This is a genomic window from Streptomyces sp. NPDC059679, assembly GCF_042734105.1.
In the GTDB taxonomy this organism is placed as follows: domain Bacteria; phylum Actinomycetota; class Actinomycetes; order Streptomycetales; family Streptomycetaceae; genus Streptomyces.
Map to the genome: position 1 here is coordinate 194,383 of NZ_JBHWES010000010.1, position 24,204 is coordinate 218,586.

General features: G+C 71.6%; 24 protein-coding genes. 14 read left to right on the plus strand and 10 right to left on the minus strand.

Features of this window, described 5'->3' with window-relative positions; all coding sequences use genetic code 11:
- Positions 1-22 precede the first annotated feature (22 nt).
- From ACFV2X_RS14680 to ACFV2X_RS14690, 3 genes are all read right to left on the minus strand, one after another.
- Complete coding sequence (locus ACFV2X_RS14680; RefSeq protein WP_043490159.1) at positions 23-361, minus strand: DUF3817 domain-containing protein; 339 nt, start codon at positions 359-361, stop codon at positions 23-25.
- A 54-nt stretch (positions 362-415) separates the two neighbouring features.
- The gene (locus ACFV2X_RS14685) at positions 416-925 is read right to left on the minus strand and encodes a MarR family winged helix-turn-helix transcriptional regulator (protein ID WP_089513038.1); all 510 of its coding nucleotides are present in this window, start codon (positions 923-925) and stop codon (positions 416-418) included.
- A gap of 77 nt (positions 926-1,002) precedes the next feature.
- Positions 1,003-2,316: an MFS transporter gene (locus ACFV2X_RS14690; RefSeq protein ID WP_385615963.1), complete on the minus strand. Its 1,314-nt coding sequence runs from the start codon at positions 2,314-2,316 to the stop codon at positions 1,003-1,005.
- A 72-nt stretch (positions 2,317-2,388) separates the two neighbouring features.
- On the opposite strand from ACFV2X_RS14690, the gene ACFV2X_RS14695 reads away from it, so the two are divergent.
- Positions 2,389-3,381, plus strand: a complete 993-nt coding sequence (locus tag ACFV2X_RS14695; RefSeq protein ID WP_385615966.1) for a DUF5937 family protein — start codon at positions 2,389-2,391, stop codon at positions 3,379-3,381.
- 6 nt (positions 3,382-3,387) lie between these two features.
- On the opposite strand, the gene ACFV2X_RS14700 is transcribed toward ACFV2X_RS14695, so the two are convergent.
- Complete coding sequence (locus ACFV2X_RS14700) at positions 3,388-3,681, minus strand: MTH1187 family thiamine-binding protein (RefSeq protein ID WP_385615969.1); 294 nt, start codon at positions 3,679-3,681, stop codon at positions 3,388-3,390.
- On the minus strand, positions 3,678-4,022 hold the full coding sequence (locus ACFV2X_RS14705; protein WP_014176341.1) for a DUF3817 domain-containing protein: 345 nt from the start codon (positions 4,020-4,022) through the stop codon (positions 3,678-3,680). The genes ACFV2X_RS14700 and ACFV2X_RS14705 overlap by 4 nt, the downstream gene beginning before the upstream one ends.
- A gap of 162 nt (positions 4,023-4,184) precedes the next feature.
- On the opposite strand from ACFV2X_RS14705, the gene ACFV2X_RS14710 reads away from it, so the two are divergent.
- Together ACFV2X_RS14710 and ACFV2X_RS14715 are read left to right on the plus strand one after the other, a co-directional pair.
- Positions 4,185-4,823, plus strand: a complete 639-nt coding sequence (locus ACFV2X_RS14710) for an AIM24 family protein (protein WP_385615972.1) — start codon at positions 4,185-4,187, stop codon at positions 4,821-4,823.
- Positions 4,823-5,473: an AIM24 family protein gene (locus tag ACFV2X_RS14715; RefSeq protein WP_014176343.1), complete on the plus strand. Its 651-nt coding sequence runs from the start codon at positions 4,823-4,825 to the stop codon at positions 5,471-5,473. The genes ACFV2X_RS14710 and ACFV2X_RS14715 overlap by 1 nt, the downstream gene beginning before the upstream one ends.
- 34 nt (positions 5,474-5,507) lie before the next feature.
- Here ACFV2X_RS14715 and ACFV2X_RS14720 read toward each other — a convergent pair whose 3' ends face one another.
- On the minus strand, positions 5,508-6,731 hold the full coding sequence (locus ACFV2X_RS14720) for an RNA-guided endonuclease InsQ/TnpB family protein (RefSeq protein ID WP_385615975.1): 1,224 nt from the start codon (positions 6,729-6,731) through the stop codon (positions 5,508-5,510).
- Between the two features lie 179 nt (positions 6,732-6,910).
- Between ACFV2X_RS14720 and ACFV2X_RS14725 the strand changes: the two genes are divergently transcribed.
- From ACFV2X_RS14725 to ACFV2X_RS14735, 3 genes are all read left to right on the plus strand, one after another.
- On the plus strand, positions 6,911-7,591 hold the full coding sequence (locus ACFV2X_RS14725; RefSeq protein ID WP_089513045.1) for an AIM24 family protein: 681 nt from the start codon (positions 6,911-6,913) through the stop codon (positions 7,589-7,591).
- 85 nt (positions 7,592-7,676) lie between these two features.
- A complete protein-coding gene (locus tag ACFV2X_RS14730; RefSeq protein WP_385615979.1) occupies positions 7,677-8,153 on the plus strand; it encodes a MarR family winged helix-turn-helix transcriptional regulator in 477 nt (158 codons plus the stop codon).
- Between the two features lie 52 nt (positions 8,154-8,205).
- A complete protein-coding gene (locus ACFV2X_RS14735) occupies positions 8,206-8,862 on the plus strand; it encodes a PhzF family phenazine biosynthesis protein (RefSeq protein ID WP_385615981.1) in 657 nt (218 codons plus the stop codon).
- Positions 8,863-9,051: 189 nt separating this feature from the next.
- Here ACFV2X_RS14735 and meaB read toward each other — a convergent pair whose 3' ends face one another.
- Positions 9,052-10,011, minus strand: a complete 960-nt coding sequence (meaB, locus tag ACFV2X_RS14740) for a methylmalonyl Co-A mutase-associated GTPase MeaB (RefSeq protein WP_385615985.1) — start codon at positions 10,009-10,011, stop codon at positions 9,052-9,054.
- 100 nt (positions 10,012-10,111) lie between these two features.
- Positions 10,112-11,305, minus strand: a complete 1,194-nt coding sequence (locus tag ACFV2X_RS14745) for an acetyl-CoA C-acetyltransferase (protein ID WP_385615988.1) — start codon at positions 11,303-11,305, stop codon at positions 10,112-10,114.
- Positions 11,306-11,441: 136 nt separating this feature from the next.
- Here ACFV2X_RS14745 and mce point away from each other — a divergent pair, with 136 nt between their 5' ends.
- The 6 genes from mce to ACFV2X_RS14775 all read left to right on the plus strand — a co-directional run bounded on the left by mce (position 11,442) and on the right by ACFV2X_RS14775 (position 20,808).
- Complete coding sequence (gene mce, locus ACFV2X_RS14750; RefSeq protein ID WP_385615991.1) at positions 11,442-11,918, plus strand: methylmalonyl-CoA epimerase; 477 nt, start codon at positions 11,442-11,444, stop codon at positions 11,916-11,918.
- A 265-nt stretch (positions 11,919-12,183) separates the two neighbouring features.
- Entirely contained in the window at positions 12,184-16,197 is a 4,014-nt protein-coding gene (gene scy, locus ACFV2X_RS14755; RefSeq protein WP_385615993.1) for a polarized growth protein Scy, read from the plus strand.
- 227 nt (positions 16,198-16,424) lie between these two features.
- On the plus strand, positions 16,425-17,363 hold the full coding sequence (locus tag ACFV2X_RS14760) for a cellulose-binding protein (RefSeq protein ID WP_385615996.1): 939 nt from the start codon (positions 16,425-16,427) through the stop codon (positions 17,361-17,363).
- Between the two features lie 205 nt (positions 17,364-17,568).
- Positions 17,569-18,423 (plus strand): hypothetical protein, encoded by an 855-nt coding sequence (locus tag ACFV2X_RS14765; RefSeq protein WP_385615999.1) that lies wholly within the window; start codon positions 17,569-17,571, stop codon positions 18,421-18,423.
- Between the two features lie 79 nt (positions 18,424-18,502).
- On the plus strand, positions 18,503-19,771 hold the full coding sequence (locus ACFV2X_RS14770) for an ABC transporter ATP-binding protein (RefSeq protein ID WP_385616002.1): 1,269 nt from the start codon (positions 18,503-18,505) through the stop codon (positions 19,769-19,771).
- On the plus strand, positions 19,768-20,808 hold the full coding sequence (locus tag ACFV2X_RS14775; protein WP_385616005.1) for an ABC transporter permease subunit: 1,041 nt from the start codon (positions 19,768-19,770) through the stop codon (positions 20,806-20,808). The genes ACFV2X_RS14770 and ACFV2X_RS14775 overlap by 4 nt, the downstream gene beginning before the upstream one ends.
- Before the next feature lie 53 nt (positions 20,809-20,861).
- Here ACFV2X_RS14775 and ACFV2X_RS14780 read toward each other — a convergent pair whose 3' ends face one another.
- Positions 20,862-21,188, minus strand: coding sequence for an ATP/GTP-binding protein (locus tag ACFV2X_RS14780; RefSeq protein ID WP_385616008.1), 327 nt, complete (start codon positions 21,186-21,188; stop codon positions 20,862-20,864).
- A gap of 210 nt (positions 21,189-21,398) precedes the next feature.
- On the opposite strand from ACFV2X_RS14780, the gene ACFV2X_RS14785 reads away from it, so the two are divergent.
- The gene (locus ACFV2X_RS14785) at positions 21,399-22,442 is read left to right on the plus strand and encodes an LLM class flavin-dependent oxidoreductase (RefSeq protein WP_385616011.1); all 1,044 of its coding nucleotides are present in this window, start codon (positions 21,399-21,401) and stop codon (positions 22,440-22,442) included.
- Between the two features lie 286 nt (positions 22,443-22,728).
- Here the strand turns inward: ACFV2X_RS14785 and ACFV2X_RS14790 are convergent, their stop codons facing one another.
- Positions 22,729-23,121 carry an SCO5389 family protein gene (locus ACFV2X_RS14790; protein ID WP_089513058.1) on the minus strand — a complete coding sequence of 131 codons (393 nt, stop codon included), beginning with the start codon at positions 23,119-23,121 and terminating at the stop codon, positions 22,729-22,731.
- 211 nt (positions 23,122-23,332) lie between these two features.
- Between ACFV2X_RS14790 and nucS the strand changes: the two genes are divergently transcribed.
- Positions 23,333-23,995, plus strand: coding sequence for an endonuclease NucS (gene nucS / locus ACFV2X_RS14795; protein WP_014176358.1), 663 nt, complete (start codon positions 23,333-23,335; stop codon positions 23,993-23,995).
- Positions 23,996-24,204 lie beyond the last annotated feature (209 nt).

Below are 24,204 nucleotides of genomic sequence, written 5' to 3' on the forward strand. Positions count from 1 at the left end.
GGCGGGGCCCGGTCAGCTGCGATCAGGCCTTGGCGGGCTCCGGCTCGGCGCCGCTGACCAGCGGCTCGATCTCCGCCACGACCTTGCGCTCGACGAAGAACACCGCCGTGGGGACGGTGCCCGCGAGCAGCACCCAGGCCAGCTTGCCGAACGGCCACTTCGCCTTGGAGCCCAGGTCGAAGGCGAAGACCAGGTAGAGGACGTACAACCAGCCGTGTGCGATACCGACGACGCTGACGAAGCCGGACGCGCCGTCCACGTCCAGCAGATACTTGGCGATCACACCGATCGTGAGCAGGATCAGCAGGACGCCCGTGACATAGGCCATGGTCCGGTAGCGCGTCAATACGCTTCGCTTCATGACGTCGAGCGTAACCGTCCGTTCCGGGGCGATCTTCGCCACCCCCCGCCGGTCCTACTCCTCGTCGAAGTCGCCCGCCGAGACCCGCAGGGGCCGCAGCATCTCGAAGATGTTCGAGCAGTCCGCGGCGTCGTACGTCCCGAGGCCGAAGTCCATCGCCATCAGATCGCGGGTGGCCGCCTCGACCACCTCGCGGCCCCGGTCGGTGATCGAGGCGAGCGTCCCGCGGCCGTCGTTCGGGTTCGGCCGCTTGTCCACCAGACCGGACTTGACCAGCCGGTCCACCGTGTTGGTCACCGAGGTCGGGTGGACCATCAGCCGCTCGCCGATCTTGGACATGGGCAGCTCACCGGCCTGGGAGAAGGTGAGCAGAACCAGCGCCTCATAGCGGGCGAAGGTCAGTCCGTACGGCTTGACCACCGCGTCGACCTGGCCCAGCAGAATCTGCTGAGCCCGCATGATCGAGGTGATCGCGGCCATCGACGGCACGGACCCCCACCGTCGCTTCCACAGTTCGTCTGCGCGGGCGATGGGGTCGAAGGAAAGGCTGAGCGGCTTGGACACGCTACCGACCCTACCGGCCAGTCATATCGTGGTCAGCTCAGTCTCACCCTTCGGGCGGACGAGCCCGGAGCCGCCCCTCACCCCGTGTTGCCGGCGGCCCCCGGCCGTGCGGTACCGCGCCGCACCAGCGCCACCGCGAGCAGTGAGCACACCGTGCCGCACACCCCCGCCCCGGTCACCACCAGGTACACCGGCGCGGCCTCGGCGACCGCGCCCGCCACCGCCATGCCCAGGCCCTGCGCGGTCATCAGCACCGCCGTCAGCAGCGTCATCGCCCGCCCCCGCAGCTCCTCCGGTACGGCCGCCATGAACCACTGGTCGAGGCCGAGGCTGTACGCCATACCGCAGCCCGTCGCCACCTGGAGCGCCAGCGCCCAGCCGAACGAGGGCTCGAAGACGTACCCCAGCGAGGGCAGCATGCACACCACCGCCACCACGAGCGTCAGCCGCGCCCGCCCCGCCGGGCCGAGCAGCGTGCCCGCCAGGGTCTCGCTGACGATCGCGCCGATCGGCATCCCGCACATCAGCAGCCCGAGCCCGGTCGAGCCGAGGCCGAGCCCGTCCGAGTACGGGGTCATCAGCGCCTCCGACATCACCACGAACGTCGGCGGCACGCAGTACAGCAGGAACAGGGCCCGGATCCGCGCGACGGCGAACAGCTGCTTCATGCCATGCAGCGAATCGCCGAGCAGCGCACCCCGCCGGCCGCCCGTACGGGCCGGGCGGCGCCGGGTGCCCAGGCGCAGCACCAGCGCCGACGCCACGAACGACGCCGCCGTGATCGCGAGCACGGCCCGCGGAGAGACCGCGGCCAGCAGCAGCCCGCCCGCGGCGAACCCGACGAGCTGCGCGCCCTGTGCGGTCAGCCGGATCACGGAGCGGCCCAGTACGAACAGATCGCCCTCCCCCAGGATGTCGCCGAGCGTCGCCGCGCGCGTCCCGCTGAACACCGGGGAGACCGCGGCGGGGATGCAGCGCAGCACCAGCAGCAACCCGACCGGCATGCCCGGCACCACCATCACGGCGACGCAGCCGGCGCTGATCAGATCGCATACGACCAGCACCCGGCGGGCGGGGTAGCGGTCGGCCACGGCGGACAGCAGGGTGCCACCGATGACGTACGGAAACAGGGCGAAAGCGAAGGCCAGGGCGCTGAGCAGCGGCGAGCCGGTGACCCGGTAGACCAGGACGGACAGCGCGATACCGCAGATGACCTCGCCGAGCATGGAGAGCAGATGCGCGAGGAACACGGCCCGGAACTCGCGCACCGCGAAGACGGCCGAGTAGCCGGCACCGCCCGGGCGGGGTTCCGGGGGGACAGGACCGACCGCGCCTGCGTCAGGGCGCGTCGGGATGGGGTCCGTCGTCCCGGACCCGGAAGGGGTTGGCATGGCGGCAGCGTGCCTGGTGCGGCCCGGGGCCTCTAGTGTTTCGCCCCGAGCCGAATCTTCACCGGGGGACGCATGCCACTACACATGAGCTTCGGTCGCGACGACTTACTACGTTGCCGGTTCGCGATCTCACCGCTGTGCCAGACACACGAGGCGGTGCGGACCCTGCTGCGCTCCGAGCGGCACGGCTACCACCTGCCGTGGCTGCGCCGGGTCCGCTCGGCCGTGGCCGGGCTCGACCTCTCCCCGCTCGCCCTGTTCATCCCCATCCGCGGCTACACGCCGGACTTTCTGGGTCCGCCGCCGGCGGTGCCGTATCCCTCGTTCGAGGAGGAGCTGGCGCGGCTGCGGGCGACCGAGCCGGAGGCGGCCCGTCGGGAGATGGCCCTTTCCCTGGCCAGCACGCCGGGGGCCACAGAGTCCGCGGCCGGGCGCTCGGTGCTGGCGGACCCCGCGCGGGCGGTGCGGCGGCTCGCGGATCTGACCGAGCAGGTCTGGCACGCGGTGCTCGAACCGGACTGGCCCCGGGTTCGCGACCTGTTGGAGGCCGATGTGGCCTATCGGGCCCGGCAGCTGGCAGACGGCGGCCTCGAGCGGCTCTTCGCCGATCTGCGCCCAGCGCTGTCCTGGGCCGACGGGCGGCTCACGGTCCGCACCCGCGCCGGGGGCCCGGAGGTGCAGGAGCTCGACGGCCGGGGCCTGCTGCTGATGCCGAGCGTCTTCGTCTGGCCGGACGTGGTGAGCGGTTTCGTGCCGCCCTGGCAGCCGACGGTGATCTATCCGGCGCGCGGGGTGGGCGGGCTCTGGCAGGAGCGGACGGAGGGCGCGGCTGACGCGCTCGTACGGCTCCTCGGTGCCAACCGCGCGGCCATCCTCGGCGCCCTGGAGGACCCCGCCGCCACGACGGCGCTGGCCCAGCGGCTCGGCCTGGCGCCGTCGTCGGTCTCGGCGCACCTCGGGGTGTTGCGCGCGGCCGGTCTGCTGACCTCGCGCCGCGACGGCCACCGGGTGCTGTACGAGCGCACACCGCTGGGCATCGCCCTGCTGGGCGGGAACGCCGGCTGATGCCCCTTACGCGGACAGATGCCGCTCGACCGTCTCAACCTTCGAGGTCAGCCCGTCGGTGACACCCGGGCGGATGTCGGCCTTGAGGACCACGGACACCCGCGGCGCCCGCGCCTCGACGGCCGCGACCGCCCGCTTGACGACGTCCATGACCTCGTCCCACTCGCCCTCGATGGACGTGAACATCGCGTCCGTACGGCTCGGCAGGCCCGATTCGCGCACCACCCGCACCGCGTCCGCGACGTACTCCCCCACGTCCTCGCCGACGCCCAGCGGCGTCACGGAGAAGGCGACGATCATGCGTTGACCACGCCCTCACGGCGCGCCCGGTCGGCGATCACGCTGGCCTCGGCCTCCCGCTTGAGCTTGCGCTCGGCGAAGAAACCGCCGGTCGGGAGGATGGAGAGGACGAAGTAGAGCGCGGCGGTCTTGCGGTCCCACTGGGCACGCTTCCAGGCGTCCAGCCAGAAGACCAGATACAGGATGAACAGGATGCCGTGCACCATGCCCATCACCGGGACCGCGTTGAAGTCGGTCGTGCGCTTGAGCACCGAGCAGACGAGCAGCAGGAGGAAGGAGACGGCCTCGGGCGCGGAGACCAGGCGGAGCCGCCGCAGTGCGGTGGCGGTCTTGAAGTCCACGGGAGCAGCACCTTTAGGGAGAGGACGACGAGAGAACACGGAGCAGAGCTTGTGAAGTCATGCACAAGCTCCCCTCGCATTGTCGCAGCCTCGTAACCGATCACCGCGCCGGGGTCCGGCTGTCCCTGTTCCGCGCCGTTCGGTCCCGATAACGTCGGATCCGTGGCTCAGTTTCGGCTCCAGGGGAGCAAGGTGCTCGCCGTCGACATGACCGGCGATTCGGTGAAGGCCAAGAACGGCTCGATGGTCGCGTACGAGGGGGAGATGACCTTCAAGAAGAAAACCGGCGGCGGGGAGGGGCTGCGCGGGATGGTGACCCGGCGGCTCACCGGCGAGCAGATGGCGGTCATGGAGGTCAAAGGACACGGCACGTGTTACTTCGCCGACCGGGCGAGCGAGATCAACCTGGTCTCGCTGCACGGCGAGACGCTGCACGTGGAGGCCAGCAATCTGCTGTGCACGGACGCCGCGCTGCGCACCGGCACCTCCTTCACCGGACTGCGCGGCTCCGCACAGGGCAACGGCCTGTTCACCACGACCGTCGAGGGCACCGGGCAGGCGGCCATCCTCTCCGACGGCACGGCGGTAGTGCTGCGCGTCACCCCGCAGCTACCGCTCCAGGTCGACCCGGGCGCGTATATCGCCCATACGGGCAAGCTCAAGCAGCACTTCCAGGCCGGGGTGAACTTCCGCACGCTCATAGGGGAGAGCTCGGGCGAGGCGTTCCAGATCCGCTTCGAGGGCGAGGGACTGGTGTACGTACAGCCGAGCGAGCGCAACACGATCGGCGGGGACGTCTGATGCCGTTCAACATCCTCAACTCACGCATGGTCGAGGCACAGGTGCAGCCCGGCCAGACGGTCTTCAGCCAGCGCGGCGCGATGCTGGCCTACCGGGGCGAGGTGCGGTTCACCCCGAGCATCACCGGCGGGCAGCGCGGGGTGATGGGCATGATCGGCCGCCGGGTCGCGGGCGAGGCGACCCCGCTGATGACCGTCGAGGGCAGCGGCACGGTGATGTTCGGCCACGGCGGCCACCATGTCGAGGTGATCCACCTGGCCGGCGACAAGCTCTACGTCGAGTCGGACCGGCTGCTCGCCTTCGACGGGTCGCTGCGCCAGGGCACGATGTTCATGGGCTCGCAGGGCGGGGTGATGGGTATCGTGCGCGGCCAGGTCACCGGCCAGGGGCTGTTCACCACCACCCTGGAGGGGCACGGCTCGGCGGCGGTCATGGCGCACGGCGGCGTGATCCAGCTGCCGATCGCCCCCGGCCGCCCGGTCCACGTCGACCCGCAGGCGTACGTCGCCCACCGCGGGGACGTCCGTAACAAGCTCTCGACCGCGCTCGGCTGGCGCGAGATGGTCGGCCGCGGCTCGGGAGAGGGCTTCCAGCTGGAGCTCTCGGGCACCGGCACGGTGTATGTCCAGGCATCGGAGGAGAAGCTTTGAATCCTCCCCTCCCTGAAAGGAGGAGATTCCTGGCTCAGGCTGCCTGCGGGAGCAGCGTTCCCGCAAGTCTTACGCCCTCAGCACCAGCCGGGTTGAGACCAGCCCGGACCAGCATCACACGGGCGGAGTTCTTATCCCTGCGGGATACGGCTCCGCACGCGGTGCAGGCATAGGTTCGTTCGGAAAGAGGTAGTGCGTGCTTGGTTCTCGCTCCGCACTGCGCGCAGTCCATCGTGGTGTGCGCGGGATGCACAAGGCGGACGTCCCGCCCGTGCTTGCGGCCCATCTCGGTCAGAGCGCGTTTGGTGGCGCTGATCGCGGCGTCGGCCGCTTTACGCGCCATCGACGTTTTGGCGAGGAACTTCGGCCGGAAGTCCTCCACGGCGATGGCGTCGTGGTCGTGCACGACGCGTTTGGCCCACTTGCGTCCGGTGTCCTGCCGCTGCCGGGCGACCTTCTTGTGCGCCTTGGCGCGCAGGTGCTCCGCTTCGCGGTAGCCCTTCGAGGCTGCCTGCCCCTTGGCGGGCTTGCGGCGGGCCATCATCCGGTCGTACCGCGACAGCTTCGCCTGGGTCTTCCTGCCGTGTTCCGGGTGAGGAAGGTCGTGGTCGTCGGATGTAGTGGTGGCGATCTCCTTCACACCCCAGTCGATCCCGAGCACACGACCGGTGGAGGGAAGCGACTGGACTTCAGCGGGGACGACGAACGAGGCGTACCAGTGCCCGACGCTGTCGCGGTACACACGCGCCGAGGACGGCTCGGCGGGCAGATCTCTCGACCACACCACCGTTACCGCGATATTCCCGGCCAGGTGCAGGCGACCGTCTTTGAGGCGGAAGCCACGCCGGGTGTAGTTCAGGCTCGGGTCGGCCTCGCGCTTCTTCTTGTACTTGGGCATCCCGGCCCGCCGTTTGACCGGCAACCGGTCCTTGATGTCCTTGTGCGCCTTCGCGCGGGACTTGCCGAAATCGCGTACGAGCTGCTGCTGCGGCACGGACGAGCCCTCACGCAGCCACGGTGTCTTCTTGCGGGCTTCGGTCAGCATTCTGTCGAGCTGCGCCGGACCGCACGTCCGCTCGTCCTCCGGGTGAGCCTTGTTGTGCAGGTGCACCGCCTTGGACTTGGCCACGCACTCGTTCCAGACCCACCGGCACCGGTCCCACTCGGCTTCGAGGGCGCGCCGGGCCGTGGACGACAGACGCACACGGAAGGTGTGCCGGGCATGCCCGGCATCCTCCGTGATCGCTCCTGTCGTCATGCACACCAACCTATCTGGGAGGACTGACAGTTGAGAGTTCTTGATCAATGCGGGCTCCCTCACCCCGTCACGGGGTGGACCGTCTTTCGCCCTGCGGGCGAAACCCCGCTCACCGCCCTGCTCCGCAGGAGTCCGATTCCTCCCCGGCCTGAAGGCCGGGGCATCCTCGGAGGCTCCAGGTGAACGGCCCCGTCATCCACGACGCGTACACCCTCCCGGTCGACGACAACATCAATCCGTACGCCTTCAGCGTCGAACTCAACGGCCAGTGGTTCCTGCAGAAGGGGAAGATGATCGCCTATTACGGGCGGATCGACTTCCAGGGCGTGGGCCTGGGCCGGCTCGACCGCCTCATCGCGCACAGCTTCCACTCCCCGCTGCACGCCGCGGACTGGGTGGTGGCCGAGGGGCAGGGCAAGATGGTGCTCGCGGACCGGGCCTTCGACGTCAACTCCTACGACCTCGACGACGGCAATCTCACCATCCGGTCCGGCAATCTGCTGGCCTTCCAGCCCTCGCTCTCCCTCAAGCAGTCGATCGTCCCGGGCTTCCTCACCCTGATCGGCACCGGCAAGTTCGTCGCGGCCTCCAACGGCCCGGTGGTCTTCATGGAGCCGCCGATCCGTGTCGACCCGCAGGCGCTCGTCGGCTGGGCGGACTGCCCAACGCCCAACCACCACTACGATCACGAGTACTTGCGCGGCGTCCTCGGCGGAATCCGGGCGCACACCGGCCTCGGGGGGACCTCGGGCGAGGAGCACCAGTTCGAGTTCGTCGGCGCGGGGACCGTACTGCTCCAGTCGACGGAAGAGGTCATGGCCGAGGTGCCCATAGGGACCACGGGGGGCACCGGTTCGTGAGCGTGAGCATGCGGAGTGTAACCTCGAACAGGTGACCTCATATCCATTGGTTCGAAATTCAACTTCTACAGGTAGAATGCTTCCCATGGAGACCGAGAACGGCACGCGCTGGCTGAGCGACGAGGAACAGGGCGCCTGGCGCATCCACTTGGACGTCAGCAGGCTGCTGACGTATCAGCTCGAACGAGACCTGCAGCCGTTCGGCCTGACCATGAACGACTACGAGATCCTGGTCAACCTCTCGGAGTCGGAGGGCCACCGGATGCGCATGAGCGACCTGGCCGCCGCCACCCTGCAGTCCAAGAGCCGTCTCTCCCACCAGATCACCCGGATGGAGAACGCGGGCCTCGTCCGCCGCGAGCACTGCGAGTCCGACCGGCGCGGGCTCTTCGCGGTGCTCACCGAAGACGGCTGGGAGACCATGCGCAAGGTCGCACCGCACCACGTCGAATCGGTGCGCAAGCACTTCATCGACCTGCTCAGCCCCGAAGCCCTAGACGCCCTCCGCACCTCCCTGACCCCGATCGCCGAGCATCTGCGCGCCCAGCGCGGCCGCGTCTAGCGGGTCCGCCGTGGCCGCATGAGCGGCCACGGCGGCGTGATGTACTGCACAGGTGACCGATTACGACGTGCTGCGCGTCTTCTGCGGGCCCGACGGCCGCCACGGCAACACGCTCGGCGTCATCCGCCGCGGCGCCGCCGTCCCCACCGAGGCCGAACGCCAGGCCCTCGCGCGGAAGCTGGGCTTCAGCGAGACCGTGTTCGTCGACGACCCCGAGCGCGGCGTCATCGACATCTACACACCGACGCTGCGGCTGCCGTTCGCCGGGCACCCGTGCGTGGGCACGGCCTGGCTGCTCGACGTGCCCGAACTGGTCACACCCGCGGGCCTGGTGGGCGCCCGGCTCGAAGGCGAGTTCAACTGGATCGAGGCGCGCCCCGAATGGGCACCGCCACGCACGCTGCGTCGCTACGACTCGGCGGCCGAGGTGGACAGCCTCCCCGTACCGCCGCCTGGCGAGTGGATCTACGCCTGGGCGTGGGAGGAAGAGGCGGCCGGCCGGATCAGGGCCCGCGCCTTCCCCGGGCGCGGCGACGGCATCGACGAGGACGAGGCGACGGGCGCGGCGGCGCTGCTGCTGACGGCCCAGCTCGGACGCGCCCTGAACATCGCGCAGGGCCGCGGCTCCCAGATCCTGACGGCACCGCGGCCGGACGGCCTGATCGACGTGGGCGGCCGCGTACGGCTGGAAGCCACGGAGCGGCTGTAGCCGCCGACGAGACGGGAGGGGGCGGGGGTGCAGGGGTGGCGCCCTGGACGCTTACGCATATTTGTGGCGCCAAGTTCCGAGCAACGCCACGCTTCGGGTCACCGGCGCCGTAAATATGCGGTCCAGGGTGACAGCCCCGGAGGCCCCGACCCCGCCGGACCACGCACAGCAGGCGCACACCCACGCGCCTCAGGCCGAGGAGGTCACCCCGGCCACCAGCTCATCCGCCGCCGCGTACGGGTCCAGCTCCCCCGCCGCCACCCGCTCGGCCAGCGTCCCCAGCCGGCGGTCGCCGTGCAGGTCGCCGATCCGGGCGCGGAGCGCCGTTACGGCGATGGTCTCGACCTCGCCCGCCGCCCGCCGCAGCCGCCGCTCCGCCAGCACACCGCGCTCCTCCATCCACGCCCGGTGCTTCTCCAGGGCCTCCACCACCTCGTCGACGCCCTCGCCCCGCGCCGCCACCGTCTTCACGATCGGCGGCCGCCAGTCCCCTGGCGCACGGGCCTCGCCGAGGCCCAGCATGTGCCCCAGCTCGCGGACCGTCGCGTCGGCGCCCTCCCGGTCGGCCTTGTTGACCACGTACACATCGCCGATCTCCAGGATCCCGGCCTTGGCCGCCTGGATCCCGTCGCCCATCCCGGGCGCGAGCATCACCACGCTCGTATCGGCCTGCGCGGCGATCTCGACCTCCGACTGCCCGACGCCGACGGTCTCCACCAGCACCACGTCGCATCCGGCGGCGTCGAGCACCCGGATGGCCTGCGGGGCGGCCCAGGCCAGCCCGCCCAGGTGGCCGCGGGTGGCCATGGAGCGGATGTAGACGCCGGGGTCGGAGGCGTGCTCCGACATCCGCACCCGGTCCCCGAGGAGCGCCCCGCCCGAGAAGGGCGAGGAGGGGTCCACCGCGAGCACCCCCACCCGCTTCCCGGCCTTGCGGTACGCGGTGACCAGCGCCGAGGTCGACGTCGACTTGCCGACCCCCGGCGAACCGGTCACCCCGACCACATACGCGCCGCCCGCCAGCGGGGCGAGCGCGGCCATGACCTCGCGCAGCTGCGGTGAGTCGCCCTCGATCAACGAGATCAGCCGGGCCACGGCACGCGGCCGACCCTGCCGCGCCTGCTCCACCAGCGTGGGCACATCGGCCATCGCTGCCGCTCCCTTCCGCTCCCGACGACAGGAACCACCGGCGCGCGGCCCCACCGGCCGCACGCAGAACCGCGAACCGCGCGCAGAGCCGCGTAAAGAACTACACCGCGCGCGGCACCCGGACGATCAGCGCATCCCCCTGCCCACCCCCACCGCACAGCGCCGCCGCGCCCACGCCGCCGCCCCGCCGCCGCAGCTCCAGGGCCAGGGACAGCACGATGCGCGCGCCCGACATCCCGATCGGGTGACCGAGCGCGATCGCGCCGCCATTCACATTCACCTTTTCGGAGGAAACGCCAAGATCGTTCATTGACTGGACCGCGACCGCCGCGAACGCCTCGTTGATCTCGATCAGATCAAGATCCCGGACCCCGATCCCTTCCTTCCGCAGTGCGTGCGCGATCGCGTTGGACGGCTGCGACTGGAGGGAGTTGTCGGGTCCCGCCACATTCCCGTGCGCCCCGATCTCCGCGATCCACTCCAGGCCCAGCGCCTCCGCCTTGGCCTTGCTCATCACGACCACGGCCGCCGCCCCGTCCGAGATCTGCGACGACGTCCCGGCCGTGATCGTCCCGTCCTTGGTGAAGGCGGGCCGCAGCCTGGCCAGCGACTCCACGGTGGTCTCCGGGCGGATGCCCTCGTCCTTGTCGAAGATCACCGGCTCACCCTTGCGCTGCGGGATCTCCACCGGGGTGATCTCGGCGTCGAAGGCGCCGTTCTTCTGGGCCGCGGCGGCCCGCTGGTGGGAGAGCGCGGCGATCTCGTCCTGCTCGGGCCGCAGGATGCCCAGCCGGGTGTTGTGCTTCTCGGTCGACTCGCCCATGGCGATGCCCTCGAACGAGTCGGTCAGCCCGTCGTACGCCATCGCGTCGAGCATTTCGACGGCGCCGTACTTGAAGCCCTGGCGGGACTTGGGCAGCAGGTGGGGGGCGTTGGTCATGGACTCCTGGCCGCCCGCGACCACGACGTCGAACTCACCGGCCCGGATCAGCTGATCGGCCAGCGCGATGGCGTCGAGCCCGGACAGGCAGACCTTGTTCACGGTGAGCGCGGGCACCGACATGGGGATACCGGCCTTCACCGCGGCCTGCCGGGCGGGGATCTGCCCGGCGCCCGCCTGGAGCACCTGCCCCATGATCACGTACTCCACCTGGTCGCCGCCGATCCCGGCCCGCTCCAGCGCCGCCTTGATCGCGACCCCGCCGAGGTCCGCTCCGGAGAAGGAGCGCAGGCTGCCCATCAGCCGTCCCATCGGCGTGCGCGCGCCCGCCACGATCACAGATGTCCGAGTCATGGTGCGTCCTCCAGAGGAGAAGGAAGTTAACGAGGGTTATCGTCAATGTACTGACGAGTACCCGCCGGGTCACCGGGCCATCAGTGTGATCGCGCGCACGTTGCGTAACCACCCGTGTGAGCGGTGCACTGGAACCATGCTGACCAGAATCGACCACATCGGGATCGCCTGCTTCGACCTCGACAAGACCGTCGAGTTCTACCGTGCCACGTACGGCTTCGAGGTGTTCCACACCGAGACCAACGATGAGCAGGGGGTCCGCGAGGCCATGCTCAAGATCAACGAGACCTCGGACGGCGGAGCCTCGTATCTGCAGCTCCTGGAGCCCATCCGGGAGGACTCGGCCGTCGGAAAGTGGATGGCCAAGAACGGCGAGGGGGTGCACCACATCGCCTTCGGCACGGCGGACGTGGACACCGACTCCGAGGCCATCCGCGGCAAGGGCGTCCGGGTGCTGTACGAGGAGCCCCGCCGCGGCTCCATGGACTCCCGGATCACCTTTTTGCACCCCAAGGACTGCCACGGCGTGCTCACCGAGCTCGTCACCGCGGCGGCGGACCACACCGCCAAGGAACACAACCCCGACCACGGCCCCGACAACGAGCGGGACTGATGAAGTCCATCACTCAAGCGGACCACTGACCTTCCGCTTCCCCGGCCGGTAGAGTGCAACCTCGGCCGGGGTACGGGAACGGGATCAGAAAGGGATCAGGGTCCGGCCCAGGCTTTGCCGATGATCTGACACCATTTCTTCGGAAGGGCTAGCTCCGGTCCGGCCGCCACGGCCGGGCGCCAGGTCGGGACCGCGAGGTGCCACGTGGCACCCCCAGGTACGGAGCCGGCCGCCAACGCGACCAGGGGACGGATGGGACCGCGCAGTGCGGGGCTACGACCGCTACGAGCCTGACGACCACCTCTCGAAGTTCGAGGCCGAGATGGAGCGGCTGAAGACCGAGCGGGAAAAGGCCGTCCAGCACGCCGACGACCTCGGCTACCAAGTCGAGGTGCTGCGCGCCAAGCTGCACGAGGCGCGCCGCAATCTCGCGAGCCGCCCTGCCTACGACAGCGCCAACCTCGGCTACCAGGCCGAGCAGTTGCTGCGGAACGCGCAGGTGCAGGCGGAACAGCTGCGCGCCGACGCCGAGCGCGAGGTGCGCGAGACCCGGGCCCAGACCCAGCGGCTGCTGCAGGAACAGGCCGAGCGGCAGGCACGGCTCGAAGCCGAGCTGCACGCCGAGGCCGTGGCGCGCCGTCAGCGGCTCGACCAAGAGCTCGCCGAGCGCCGCGCCACCGTCGAGTCGCACGTCAACGAGAACGTCGCCTGGGCCGAGCAACTGCGCGCCCGTACCGAGGCACAGGCCCGCCGGCTCATGGACGAGTCGCGCGCCGAGGCCGAGCAGGCGCTGGCCGCCGCCCGTGCCGAGGCCCAGCGGCTGGCCGACCAGACCCGCGACCGGCTCGGCTCGGAGGCGGAGTCGGCCCGCTCCGAGGCCGAGGCGATCCTGCGCCGCGCCCGTACCGAGGCCGAGCGGCTGGTGAACACGGCCGGCGCCCAGGCGCAGGAGGCCACCCACCACGCGGAGCAGCTGCGCACCTCCACCGCCTCCGAGTCCGACCAGGCGCGCCGGCAGGCCACCGAGCTGACCCGGGCCGCCGAGCTGCGCATGCAGGAGGCCGAGACATCGCTGCGCGAGGCGCGTCTCGAGGCCGAGAAGGTGCTCACGGAGGCCAAGGAGGCGGCCGAGAAACGGCTGTCGGCCGCCGAGACGGACAACGAGCAGCGCACCCGGACCGCCAAGGCGGAGATCGCCCGGCTGGTCGGCGAGGCCACCAAGGAGTCCGAGGCGCTGCGCGCCGAGGCCGAGCAGGTACGGGACGACGCCCGCGCCGAGGCCGAGCGGCTGATCGCCGAGGCCGAGGAGACCGCGCGCGCCAAGACCGCCGAGGACTCGGCCGCCCAGCTGGCCAAGGCGGCCCGCAGCGCCGAGGAGGTGCTGACCAAGGCCTCGGAGAACGCGCAGGCCACCACCAAGGCGGCGGCCGACGAGGCGGAGCGGATCCGGGCCAAGGCGGAGGCCGAGGCGGACCGGCTGCGGGCCGAGGCGCATGACACCGCCGCGCAGTTGAAGGGCGCGGCGAAGGACGACACCAAGGAGTACCGCGCCAAGACCGTCGAGCTGCAGGAGGAGGCCCGCCGGCTGCGCGGCGAGGCCGAGCAGCTGCGCGCGGAGGCGGTGGCCGAGGGCGAGCGGATCCGCGCCGAGGCCCGCCGGGAGGCGGTCCAGCAGATCGAGGAGGCGGCCGGCACCGCCGAGGATCTGCTGTCCAAGGCGAAGACCGGCGCCGAGGAGACCCGCGCGGCCGCCACCGCCGAGAGCGAGCGGGTACGGACCGAGGCGATCGAGCGGGCCGCGTCGCTGCGCCGCCAGGCCGACGAGGCGCTCGACCGGGCCCGTGGCGAGGCCGAGGAGCTGGTGACCTCGGCCGACACCCAGGCCGAGCAGGTCAGGTCGGAGGCGGCGGAGGCCGCCCGGCGGATCCGCGAGGAGGCCGAGGCGGCCGCCGCGGCCCGCCGCGAGGAGGCCGAGGCCGAACTGGCCCGGCTGCACGGGGAGGCCGAGCAGCGGCTCTCCTCGGCCGATCAGGCGCTGCGGGACGCCCGCGAGGAGGCCGAGCGGCTGCGCCGGGAGGCCGCCGAGGACACCGAGCGGCTGCGCGGCGAGACCGCCGAGCGGCTGGCCGCGCTGCGTCAGCAGGCCGAGACGGAGGCGGACCGGCTGCGCGACGAGGCCGTCGCGGACGCGTCGAACATGCGCGCCGAGGGCGAGTCGGTCGCGGTACGGCTGCGCGGCGAGGCCGCCGCGGAGGCCGAGCGGCTGCGCGCCGAGGCGCAGGACACGGCCGACCGGGTGCGCGCGGAGGCGAACGCCGCGGCCGAGCGCATCGGGGCCGAGGCCGCCGAGGCCCTGGCGGCCGCGCAGGAGGAGGCGGTCCGCCGCCGCCGCGAGGCCGAGGAGACGCTGAGCGACGCCCGCGAGGAGGCGCAGCGGGAGCGGAGCCTGGCTCACGAGCAGAGCGAGGAGCTGCTGGCCGCCGCCCGCAACCGGGTCGCCGAGGCGCAGGACGAGGCGCAGCGGCTGGCCGAGGAGGCCGAGCGGCACGCGGCGGAGCTGGTGGGCGCGGCGGAGCAGCACGCGCAAGCGGTGCGGGACTCGGTCGCGGGGCTGCACGAGCAGGCCGAGACGGAGATCACGGGGCTGCGTACGGCGGCCGAGCACGCCGCGGACCGCACCCGCCACGAGGCGCAGGCGGAGGCGGACCGGGTCCGCGCGGACGCGCACGCCGAGCGGGAGCGGGCGGCCGAGGACGCGGCGCGGCTGCGGCGCGAGGCCCATGAGGAGACGGAGGCGGCCAAGGCGCTCGCGGAGCGCACGGTCGCGGAGGCGATCGAGGAGGCGGACCAGCTGTCCGCCCAGGCCCGCGAGGAGGCCAACCGGCGCCGCTCGGACGCCGCCGAGCAGGCGGACCGGCTGATCACCGAGGCCACGAACGAGGCCGAGCGGCTGCGCACCGAGGCCCAGCAGGTGCTGGACGACGCGCGCCGCAGCGCCAACAAGACCCGCAACGAGGCGGCCGAGCAGGCCGACACGCTGGTCGGCGGCGCGACCGAGGAGGCCCAGCGGCTGGTCTCGGAGGCCAACGCGCGGGCCCAGCAGCTGCGTACGGAGGCATCCGACGCACGGGCGGCGGCCGAGCAGGACGCGGCGCGCACCCGGGCCCAGGCCCGTGGGGACGCCAACAACATCCGCTCGGAGGCGGCCGGGCAGGCCGACCGGCTGGTCGGCGAGGCGACGAAGGAAGCCGAGCGGCTGCTGACGGACGCGAGCGCGGAGGCCGAGCGGCTGCGCACCGAGGCGTCGGAGACGGTGGGTTCGGCGCAGCAGCACGCGGCGCGCACCCGCGCGGAAGCGGAGCGGGTGGCCACCGAGGCCGCCGCGGAGGCGGAGCGGATCCGCGCCAAGGCGCAGGCCGAGGCCGAGCGTACGGTCGACAGCGCGCGCGAGGACGCCAACAAGCGGCGTTCGGACGCGGCGATCCAGGTCGACCGGCTGATCACCGAGTCCACGGCGGAGGCGGACCGGCTGACGAAGGAGGCGCGGGAGGCCGCGCTGCGGACCGCGACCGCCGCCGAGGAGCAGGCCGACACGATGATCGGCGTCGCCCGCAAGGAAGCCGACCGGCTCGTCGGCGAGGCGACCGCGCAGGCGAACAGCCTGGTGGAGAAGGCCCGTACGGACTCCGACACGATGCTCGGCGAGGCCCGGGGCGATGCGACCGCCATCCGGGAGCGGGCCGAGGAGCTGCGGACCCGGGCCGAGGCGGACGTCGAGGAGCTGCACGAGCGGGCCCGCCGGGAGTCGGCGGAGCAGATGAAGTCGACCGGCGAGCGCGTCGACAAGCTGGTCGCGGCGGCGACCGCGCAGCTGATGAAGGCCGAGGAGAAGGCCAAGACGCTGGTCTCCGACGCCAACAGCGAGGCCAGCCGGGTCCGTATCGCCGCGGTGAAGAAGGCCGAGTCGCTGCTCAAGGAGGCCGAGCAGAAGAAGGCCGACGCCGAGCGGGACGCGACGCGCAGGCGCGCCGACGCGGAGGCCGAGGCCAAGCGGATCGTCGACGAAGGAAAGCGCGAGCTGGAGCTGCTCAAACGGCGCCAGGAGGACATCAACGCGGAGATCTCCCGTGTCCAGGACGTGCTGGCGGCGTTGGAGTCTTTTGAGGCCCCCGCATCGGGGAGCAGTTCGGGCGGGAACTCGGGAAGGAACGAGAACGGTGGGGTCAAGACGGCGGCCGGCGCGGGCACCCGGGCGAGCGGCAAGCGTTCGGACGGCTGAGACTCCTGGGGCGGGCGCTGCCGAATCGTAGTGTTCGTGGGCGGAAGCGCTAGAGACACACCCTGTGTCGTGTCCGTATCATCCCGACGAGTGACAAGCCGTCTGGCTGTCTGCCACTCAAAAGGCTGGACATTCTCCAGATCAAACGGACGTTGACTCGTTGACACGCCGTTTGGCCCCCTAGGATTCCCTCTATCACCTCACCGGTCTCTTTCGACAGGAACCCCATGAGCGACACTTCCTCCCCCTTCGGCTTCGAGCTCGTGCGGCGTGGATACGACCGCGGTCAGGTGGACGACCGCATTACCAAGCTCGTCGCCGACCGTGACAGTGCACTGGCCCGTATCACCTCTCTGGAAAAGCGCATCGAGGAGCTGCACCTCGAGACGCAGAACGCTCAGGCCCAGATCAACGACGCGGAGCCGTCCTACGCGGGGCTCGGCGCGCGCGTCGAGAAGATCCTCCGTCTCGCCGAGGAGGAGGCCAAGGACCTGCGCGAGGAGGCCCGCCGGGCCGCCGAACAGCACCGGGAACTCGCCGAGTCGGCGGCCCAGCAGGTGCGCAACGACGCCGAGTCGTTCGCCGCCGAGCGCAAGGCCAAGGCGGAGGACGAGGGCGCTCGTATCGTCGAGAAGGCCAAGGGCGACGCGGCGACGCTGCGCCAGGAGGCCCAGAAGGACGCGCAGCAGAAGCGCGAGGAGGCCGACTCCCTCTTCGAGGAGACCCGCGCCAAGGCCGCCCAGGCCGCCGCGGACTTCGAGACGAACCTCGCCAAGCGCCGCGAGCAGTCCGAGCGCGACCTGGCCTCCCGTCAGGCCAAGGCCGAGAAGCGGCTGGCGGAGATCGAGCACCGGGCGGAGCAGCTGCGCCTGGAGGCCGAGAAGCTGCGTACGGACGCCGAGCGCCGCGCCCGCCAGACGGTGGAGACCGCGCAGCGCCAGGCCGAGGACATCGTGGCCGACGCCAACGCCAAGGCCGACCGCATCCGCAGCGAATCCGAGCGCGAGCTGGCGGCGCTCACCAACCGCCGCGACAGCATCAACGCCCAGCTGACCAACGTCCGCGAGATGCTGGCCACGCTGACCGGTGCCGCGGTGGCCGCGGCCGGCTCCCCCACCGAGGACGAGCCGATCTCGCGTGGTGTCCCGGCCCAGCAGAGCCGCTGACGTCCAGCACCGCTGACGTCCAGCACCGCTGACGTCGGATCACGCCCGCGCTTCTCGTGCCCCGCGCCCGCTCCCTGCGGCGCGGGGCACGCGCGTGACGGCGCATCGGGCGCGGGCATTACGGGTCCTGGGCGTTACGGGTCCTGGGTGTCCTCCTCGTGTACGGCCTCTTACGGGCGGGCCGCCCGGTGCGTAACCTCCCCCTGTGACCGACCGCAGCCTCGCCGCCCTGGGGTTCGTCGATGTGCCCGCGTTGCGGCCGTTGACCTATCCGGGCCGACCCGTCACCGCACCCGTGCTTCTCGCGGGGTCCGAGCTGTGGGAGTTGACGCCCTCGCCGGGCGCGCCGGGCGGCTGGCCGGTGCTCGGGGCGGCCCGGACAGGTCAACGCTCGCCGCGCGAACCGCTCGACGCCGTACTGGCCCGGCTCGGCCAAGTGCCCCTGGAGCAGCGCCATCCCGTCATCGCGGTCGGCTCCAACGCCTCCCCCGCGCAGCTGCACCACAAGCTGACGGCGCTCGGACACCCGGCCGCCGTGCCGATGGTGCCGGTGCGGGTGCGCGGCATAGGGGTCGGCTGCTCGGCGCACATCGGGCGGTACGGGTACGTCGCCACCGCGCCGTACGCGGATCCGACGGCCGAGACCCCGCTGGTGGTCAGCTGGCTCGACGCCGCCCAGCTGGCTTCGGTGGACGCCACCGAATTCCCCAACTACCGGCGGATCCTGCTGCCCGGCGCGGACTTCCCGATGGTGCTGCCGTCCGGGGAGCGGCTGGGCGGCGCGTATCTCTACGTCGGCGCGCGGGGAGTGCTCGCGGGCCCCGACGGCGCCCCGGACCGCCCCTCCGGCAGACCCCGGCCGGGCGGCGGCGACCAGAGCGCCCTGCTGACCGGGCTGCTGGCGTCCTCGGCGCGGCTGCGGGGCCTGTTGGGGCCCGACCCGGGGACCTGGATCCGGCGCGCGGCGGCGGACCGCGCGCTGCGCGAGACGGCCTCCTCGGTGTTCGCGGAGGAGGGCTGGGTGCTGCACGGTCACGATCCGCTCTCGACTCTCGCTTAACGGGAACCAGCCTCGCGCGGTTATCCTCCTTACCCGCACGGGGGCACGCGCCCCGGACGCATCGCACGAGGGGCGGAGCATGATCGAGGCAGTCGGCCTGACGAAGCGCTACGGCGCCAAGACGGCCGTGTACAACCTTTCGTTCCAGGTGCGCCCTGGCACTGTCACCGGCTTCCTGGGGCCCAACGGATCCGGCAAATCGACGACGATGCGCATGATCCTGGGGCTCGACGAGCCCACCTCGGGCCATGTCACGGTGGGCGGCTACCCCTTCCGCAAGCTGCCCAACGCCCCGCGTCAGGTGGGTGCTCTCCTCGACGCGAAGGCCGTGCACGGCGGCCGCAGCGCCCGCCAGCACCTGCTGTGCCTGGCCCAGCTGTCCGGCATTCCCGCCCGCCGGGTCGACGAGGTGCTGGGCGTGGTCGGGCTGCAGAGCGTCGCGAGGAAGCGCTCCAAGGGGTTCTCGCTGGGCATGGGGCAACGCCTGGGCATCGCGGCCGCGCTGCTGGGCGACCCTCAGGTGCTGCTCTTCGACGAGCCGGTCAACGGCCTGGACCCGGAGGGCATCCTCTGGGTCCGTAACCTGATGAAGCAGCTGGCGTCCGAGGGCCGTACCGTCTTCGTCTCCAGCCACCTGATGAGCGAGATGGCGCTGACCGCCGACCGCCTGATCGTGATCGGGCGCGGGCAGCTGCTCGCGGACATGAGCGTCAAGGACTTCATCTCCTACAACTCCGCGGACTTCGCGCGGGTGCGCACACCCGACGGGGAGACGGAGCAGCGCGAGAAGCTGACCGCCGCGCTGAGCGAGGCGGGCGGCCAGGTGCTGCCGGAGCAGGACGGCGCGCTGCGGGTGACCGGGCTGCCGCTGCCGCGGATCAGCGATCTGGCACATGACGCGGACGTCCGGCTGTGGGAACTCTCCCCGCACCAGGCGTCGCTGGAAGAGGCGTACATGCGGATGACGCAGGGCGCCGTGGACTACCGCTCGACCGCCGACCAGCGGGCGGGGCTCCAGGAGCCCGTACCGGGCATGGCCCCGCAGGCCGGGCCGTACGGCTACGCCCCGCCGACCGCGGGCGGCGCGCCCGCAGGCTATCCGCCCATGGGCTCCATGCCGGGCTACAACCCGCCGCCCGCGCCCCAGGGCCAGCCCGCGCCCGGCCAGCCCGCCCCGGGACAGCCCGCTCCGGGCCAGGCCCCCTGGCAGCCGCAGCAGCCGCTCGTCGGGCAAGGCGCGCCGCAGCAGCCCGCCGCCCCCGCGCAGCCGCCGGCCGCTCCCCCCGCTCCGGCCGCCGCGCCCGCCCCCGCCGACATGAACAAGCGCGACAGCGAGGACGCCCGATGACGACCCCTCCGTACCAGCAGCAGGCCCAGGCTGCCCAGCCGTCCGCCCCGCCGCAGCCGCCCCAGCAGGCACCCCAGCCGCAGGGCGTACCCGGTGCGCCGGGCATGCCGGCCGCCCCGCAGCAGGCACCCCACCAGCAGGCCATGCAGCCCCAGCAGCCGGGCGTGCAGACCCCGCAGCCGGGCATGCCGGGTGGCGCGCCGGGTATGCAGGGCGCACCGCAGCAGTCCTACGCCGCCGCCCCCGCCGGGTACACCTCGCCGATCCCGATCCGGCGTACGCACCTGGGGCATGCGATCGCCTCCGAGTGGACCAAGATCAAGTCGGTGCGTTCGACGATCTGGACGCTGAGCGTCATGGCCGCGCTGGTCATCGGCATCGGGCTGCTCGTGGCGACGGGCACCAAGGACAGCGACTACTCCACCACCCCCACCACCATCCCCGGCCTGTTCGGCACGCTGCTCGGCCAGCTGTGCATCGTGACGCTGGGTGTGCTGGTCGTCTCCTCCGAGTACGGCACCGGGATGATCCGCACCACCTTCACCGCCTCGCCGCAGCGCTCACGCGTGCTGACCGCGAAGGCGCTCGTCTTCTTCCTGGTCTCCTTCCTGACCACGACCGCCGCGCTCGCGTTCGTGGCCTTCGTGAGCACGGGGGCGCACAGCGGGCCGGACGTCGCGGAGCCGACCGGTAAGCAGCTGCTCGGGGCGACCGTGGGGGCCGGGCTGTATGTCTCGCTGCTCGGGCTGCTCTCGCTCGCGGTCGGCAGCATGCTGCGCCACTCGGCCGGCGCGATCACCGCGATGCTCGGTGTGGTGCTGCTCCCCGCGATCCTCCCCGCCTTCCTGATGATGTCGAGCAGCCTGCAGACCCTGGGCGAGAAGATGCAGAAGTATTCCTCCCCCAACTCGCTGGCCGCGCTCTTCCAGATCGACGACGAACTCGGCACCGGCTGGTCCCAGCTGGGGCTGCTGGCCGGGGTCACGGCCGCGGCGTTCATCGCGGCGTACGCGCTGCTGGAGAAGCGCGACGTCTGACCGGCGCGGGCGGCAGGCCCATACCTGCCGAACCGCACCTGCTGAACCGCCGGCTAATGCCTCGGCGCGTTACGGGACCGCTGGAGCTTCGCGCTCCGGCGGTCTCTCGCGTTCCAGCAGGATCTGTGCCAGTGGCGGCGGTCGTCCACGCCGCTGTGCTGCTGCCAGGCCACGATATGCGGCACACCGGGCGGGATCTCCTGGTCACAGCCGGGGCAGCGGTAGTGCTTGGTGGCGCCGCCGCCGCCGATCTGGCGCACCACCCACTCCTCGCCCCGCCAGCTCTGCGTCGACTCCAGCCCATAGCGGTCGGCGCGATCTTCGTCTTGGCGGCCGTTCGGCTTCTCGCCGCCTCGCGAGCGGTTTCGGCGTGGGGACACGGGGCACCTCGAAGGACGCTGGGAGCTACTGGCTGTGACCAGCGTACGCGTTACCGTCACGGTCCCGAAAAGCCGTGTCCACAACCGTCCTCCGATCATCATGAAAAATTCTTGCCAGGCCGTGCCCTTGGCACGTGTCAGGCGTTAATGCCTATGCGGGGGGAGGGTGCCCGTGGCGGCGGCGACGACCGCAAGAGGAGGCAGATGGCAATGCGTGTGGGGGCTTTCATCCTCGCCGCTCAATTCCCGGGCCAGGGTCAGGGGGAGGCGCTGCACCGGGCGGTACGGTCCGCACAACTCTCCGAAGAGGCGGGGCTGGACGCGGTGTGGCTCGCCGAGCACCACTTCGTCCCGTACGGCGTCTGTCCGTCCGCCGTCACGCTCGCCGCGCTGCTGCTCGGCCGTACGCGCAGGATAGGCGTCGGCACCGCCGTGAGCGTGCTGCCGACCGCGCACCCCGTCGCGCTGGGTGAGCAGGCCGCGCTGCTCCACCTCGTCTCCGGGGGGCGCTTCACCCTGGGCGTCGGCCGGGGCGGGCCCTGGGTGGACCTGGAGGTGTTCGGCACCGGTCTGCGGGCGTACGAACGGGACTTCCCCGAGTCGCTCGACCTGCTGCTGCGCTGGCTGCGCGAGCCACGGGTCGGCGCGGACGGGGAGCGGTTCACCTTCCGCGAGGTGCCGGTCGTCCCACGGCCCACCGAGGCGCTGACGGACGAGGGGATGGTCGGCGGGCCCCCGGTGATCGTGGCCTGTACGTCACCGGGCACCGTGCGGCTGGCCGCCGAGCGCGGATTGCCCATGATGCTGGGGATGCACTGCGGGGACGACGAGAAGGCCGAGGCGGTCGGGCTGTGGCGAGAATCCGCGCTGGCCGCGGGCCGCTCCCCGGAGGAGGTCGCGGCGGTGGCCGAAGAGCATGTCTCGGCGGGGGTGGTGCAGATCGCGGACGCCCGCCCCGTCGCGGCGGAGACCCTTGTCAAGGCCATGCCCGGCTGGCTGCGCCAGGGCCTTGACGCGCATGTGACGGTGGACGGCCGACCGCGCCGGATGCGCGATCCGCTCGCCTATGCCGAGCTGCTGTGCGGGCTGCACCCGGTCGGGCCGCCGCGGCTGTGCGCGGACCGGCTGGCGGCGACGGCGGAGCGCACCGGGATCCGCCGCTTCGCGCTGCTGGTCGAGGGCTCGGGAGAGCTGGCGGCCACAGAGGAGAATGTGCGCCGGCTGGGCGCCGAGGTGCTGCCGCTCCTGCGCTGAAGACCTCGTGTGGAAAAGTCCTGCGCGCGCCAGTGCCGCGTCAGTCAAGGTTTGCCCGGTAGCGAGGCGTCCTGGTGCGGTCAGATGCAAGGCGCCGGATCGGCCTCCGGGGGCACCGCCCGGCCGAAGGCTGGGGGCGGGCCTACTCGGCCGATTCGGCAACGCAGCCGGGGGCACCTCCCGGGCGAAGCCTGGGGGCGGCCGTGCCAGGGCGGCGAGCGGGGCAAACCTTGGCTGATGCGGCGCTGAACACCTCCCCCTCGTGGAGCGGCAGCGGACAATCCGGTCAGCAGTCGCGCAGCTCGGGTGACTGGTTCAGCAGCTGACCGCGCGGCGAGGTGAAGCGCGCCAGTCTCTCGTCGGACGACCCGTCCAACGGGAACACCGCCACCCGGTGGCAGTTCTGGAAGGCCAACCGCACCCCGAAGTGGCGCTGCAGCGCGCCTCGTATCGCGTCGCTCGCGAGTGCCCGCAGCAGCTGACCGCGGGCCTGCTCGTCCGGCGGCGGTGTCTGATTGTCGGCGAATTCCCCGCCGTCGATCTTCAACTGGGCCACCAGAGAGCTGATCATCTCCCATGCGTAAGGCAGGGAGTTCCGGACGCAGTCGACGAATTCGGCTTCGTCGACCTCGCCTCGCTCGGCCTGGGCAAGGAGGGCCGGTGAGACGTCGAGCGACATGGATTCTCCTCTCGCGACCCCCGTGACGGGGGTCTCAGGGACGGATGAGCGGACGGCGACGGAGCGTACCCGCATGACGACCGCCCGCTTCAACGGTAATTCGGCCACTGTGGGCGCACCAGGAGAATGCGTGCACAACCAGCCACCTCCGCAGGGGCCCGGCGTCGGACGAATCGCGTAGGCCACCCGCCGTCGAGTAGCGTTGCCGACCATGCGTCTCGTCATCGCCCGTTGCTCCGTGGACTACGCCGGCCGGCTCACCGCCCACCTGCCCTCGGCACCCCGTCTGATCCTCATCAAGGCCGACGGCAGTGTCTCCATCCACGCGGACGACAGGGCCTACAAACCCCTCAACTGGATGTCTCCGCCGTGCACCCTCAAGGAGGGGGACGGCGACGTGTGGACGGTGGTGAACAAGGCGGGCGAGAAGCTCATCATCACCATGGAGGAAGTGCTGCACGACTCCTCGCATGAACTCGGGGTGGACCCCGGTCTGATCAAGGATGGCGTGGAAGCCCATCTGCAGGAGTTGCTGGCCGACCGTATCGAGACACTTGGCGATGGCTGGACGCTTATTCGGCGTGAATACCCCACTGCCATTGGCCCCGTGGACATTCTCTGCCGGGACGCCGACGGCGGCACCGTCGCGGTGGAGCTCAAACGGCGCGGAGAGATCGACGGGGTGGAGCAGCTGACCCGCTATCTCGAACTGCTCAACCGCGATCCGCATCTGGCCCCGGTGAAGGGGATCTTCGCGGCGCAGGAGATCAAGCCCCAGGCGCGGGTGCTCGCCACGGACCGCGGCATCGGCTGTGTCGTCCTGGACTACGACGCGCTGCGCGGCATCGAGGACGACAAGCTGCGGCTGTTCTGAGGCCCGATAAGACCGTCCGGCAGTAGGGAGCGCAGGTGAAGGAGCGGGTCGAGGGGCAAGCATGGGTGTGCCCCGTGAGGAGAGCTCCGCGGCTCCCCCAGCTACCGCTGGGAGGTGCCCCCTGCGTGCGACGAGCGGGGTGCGGCCGGGGGGCCCACCCCGGGGGGGCTACCGGGGGGCCGCCCCACGGGCCCCGACCCCCCCGGCCC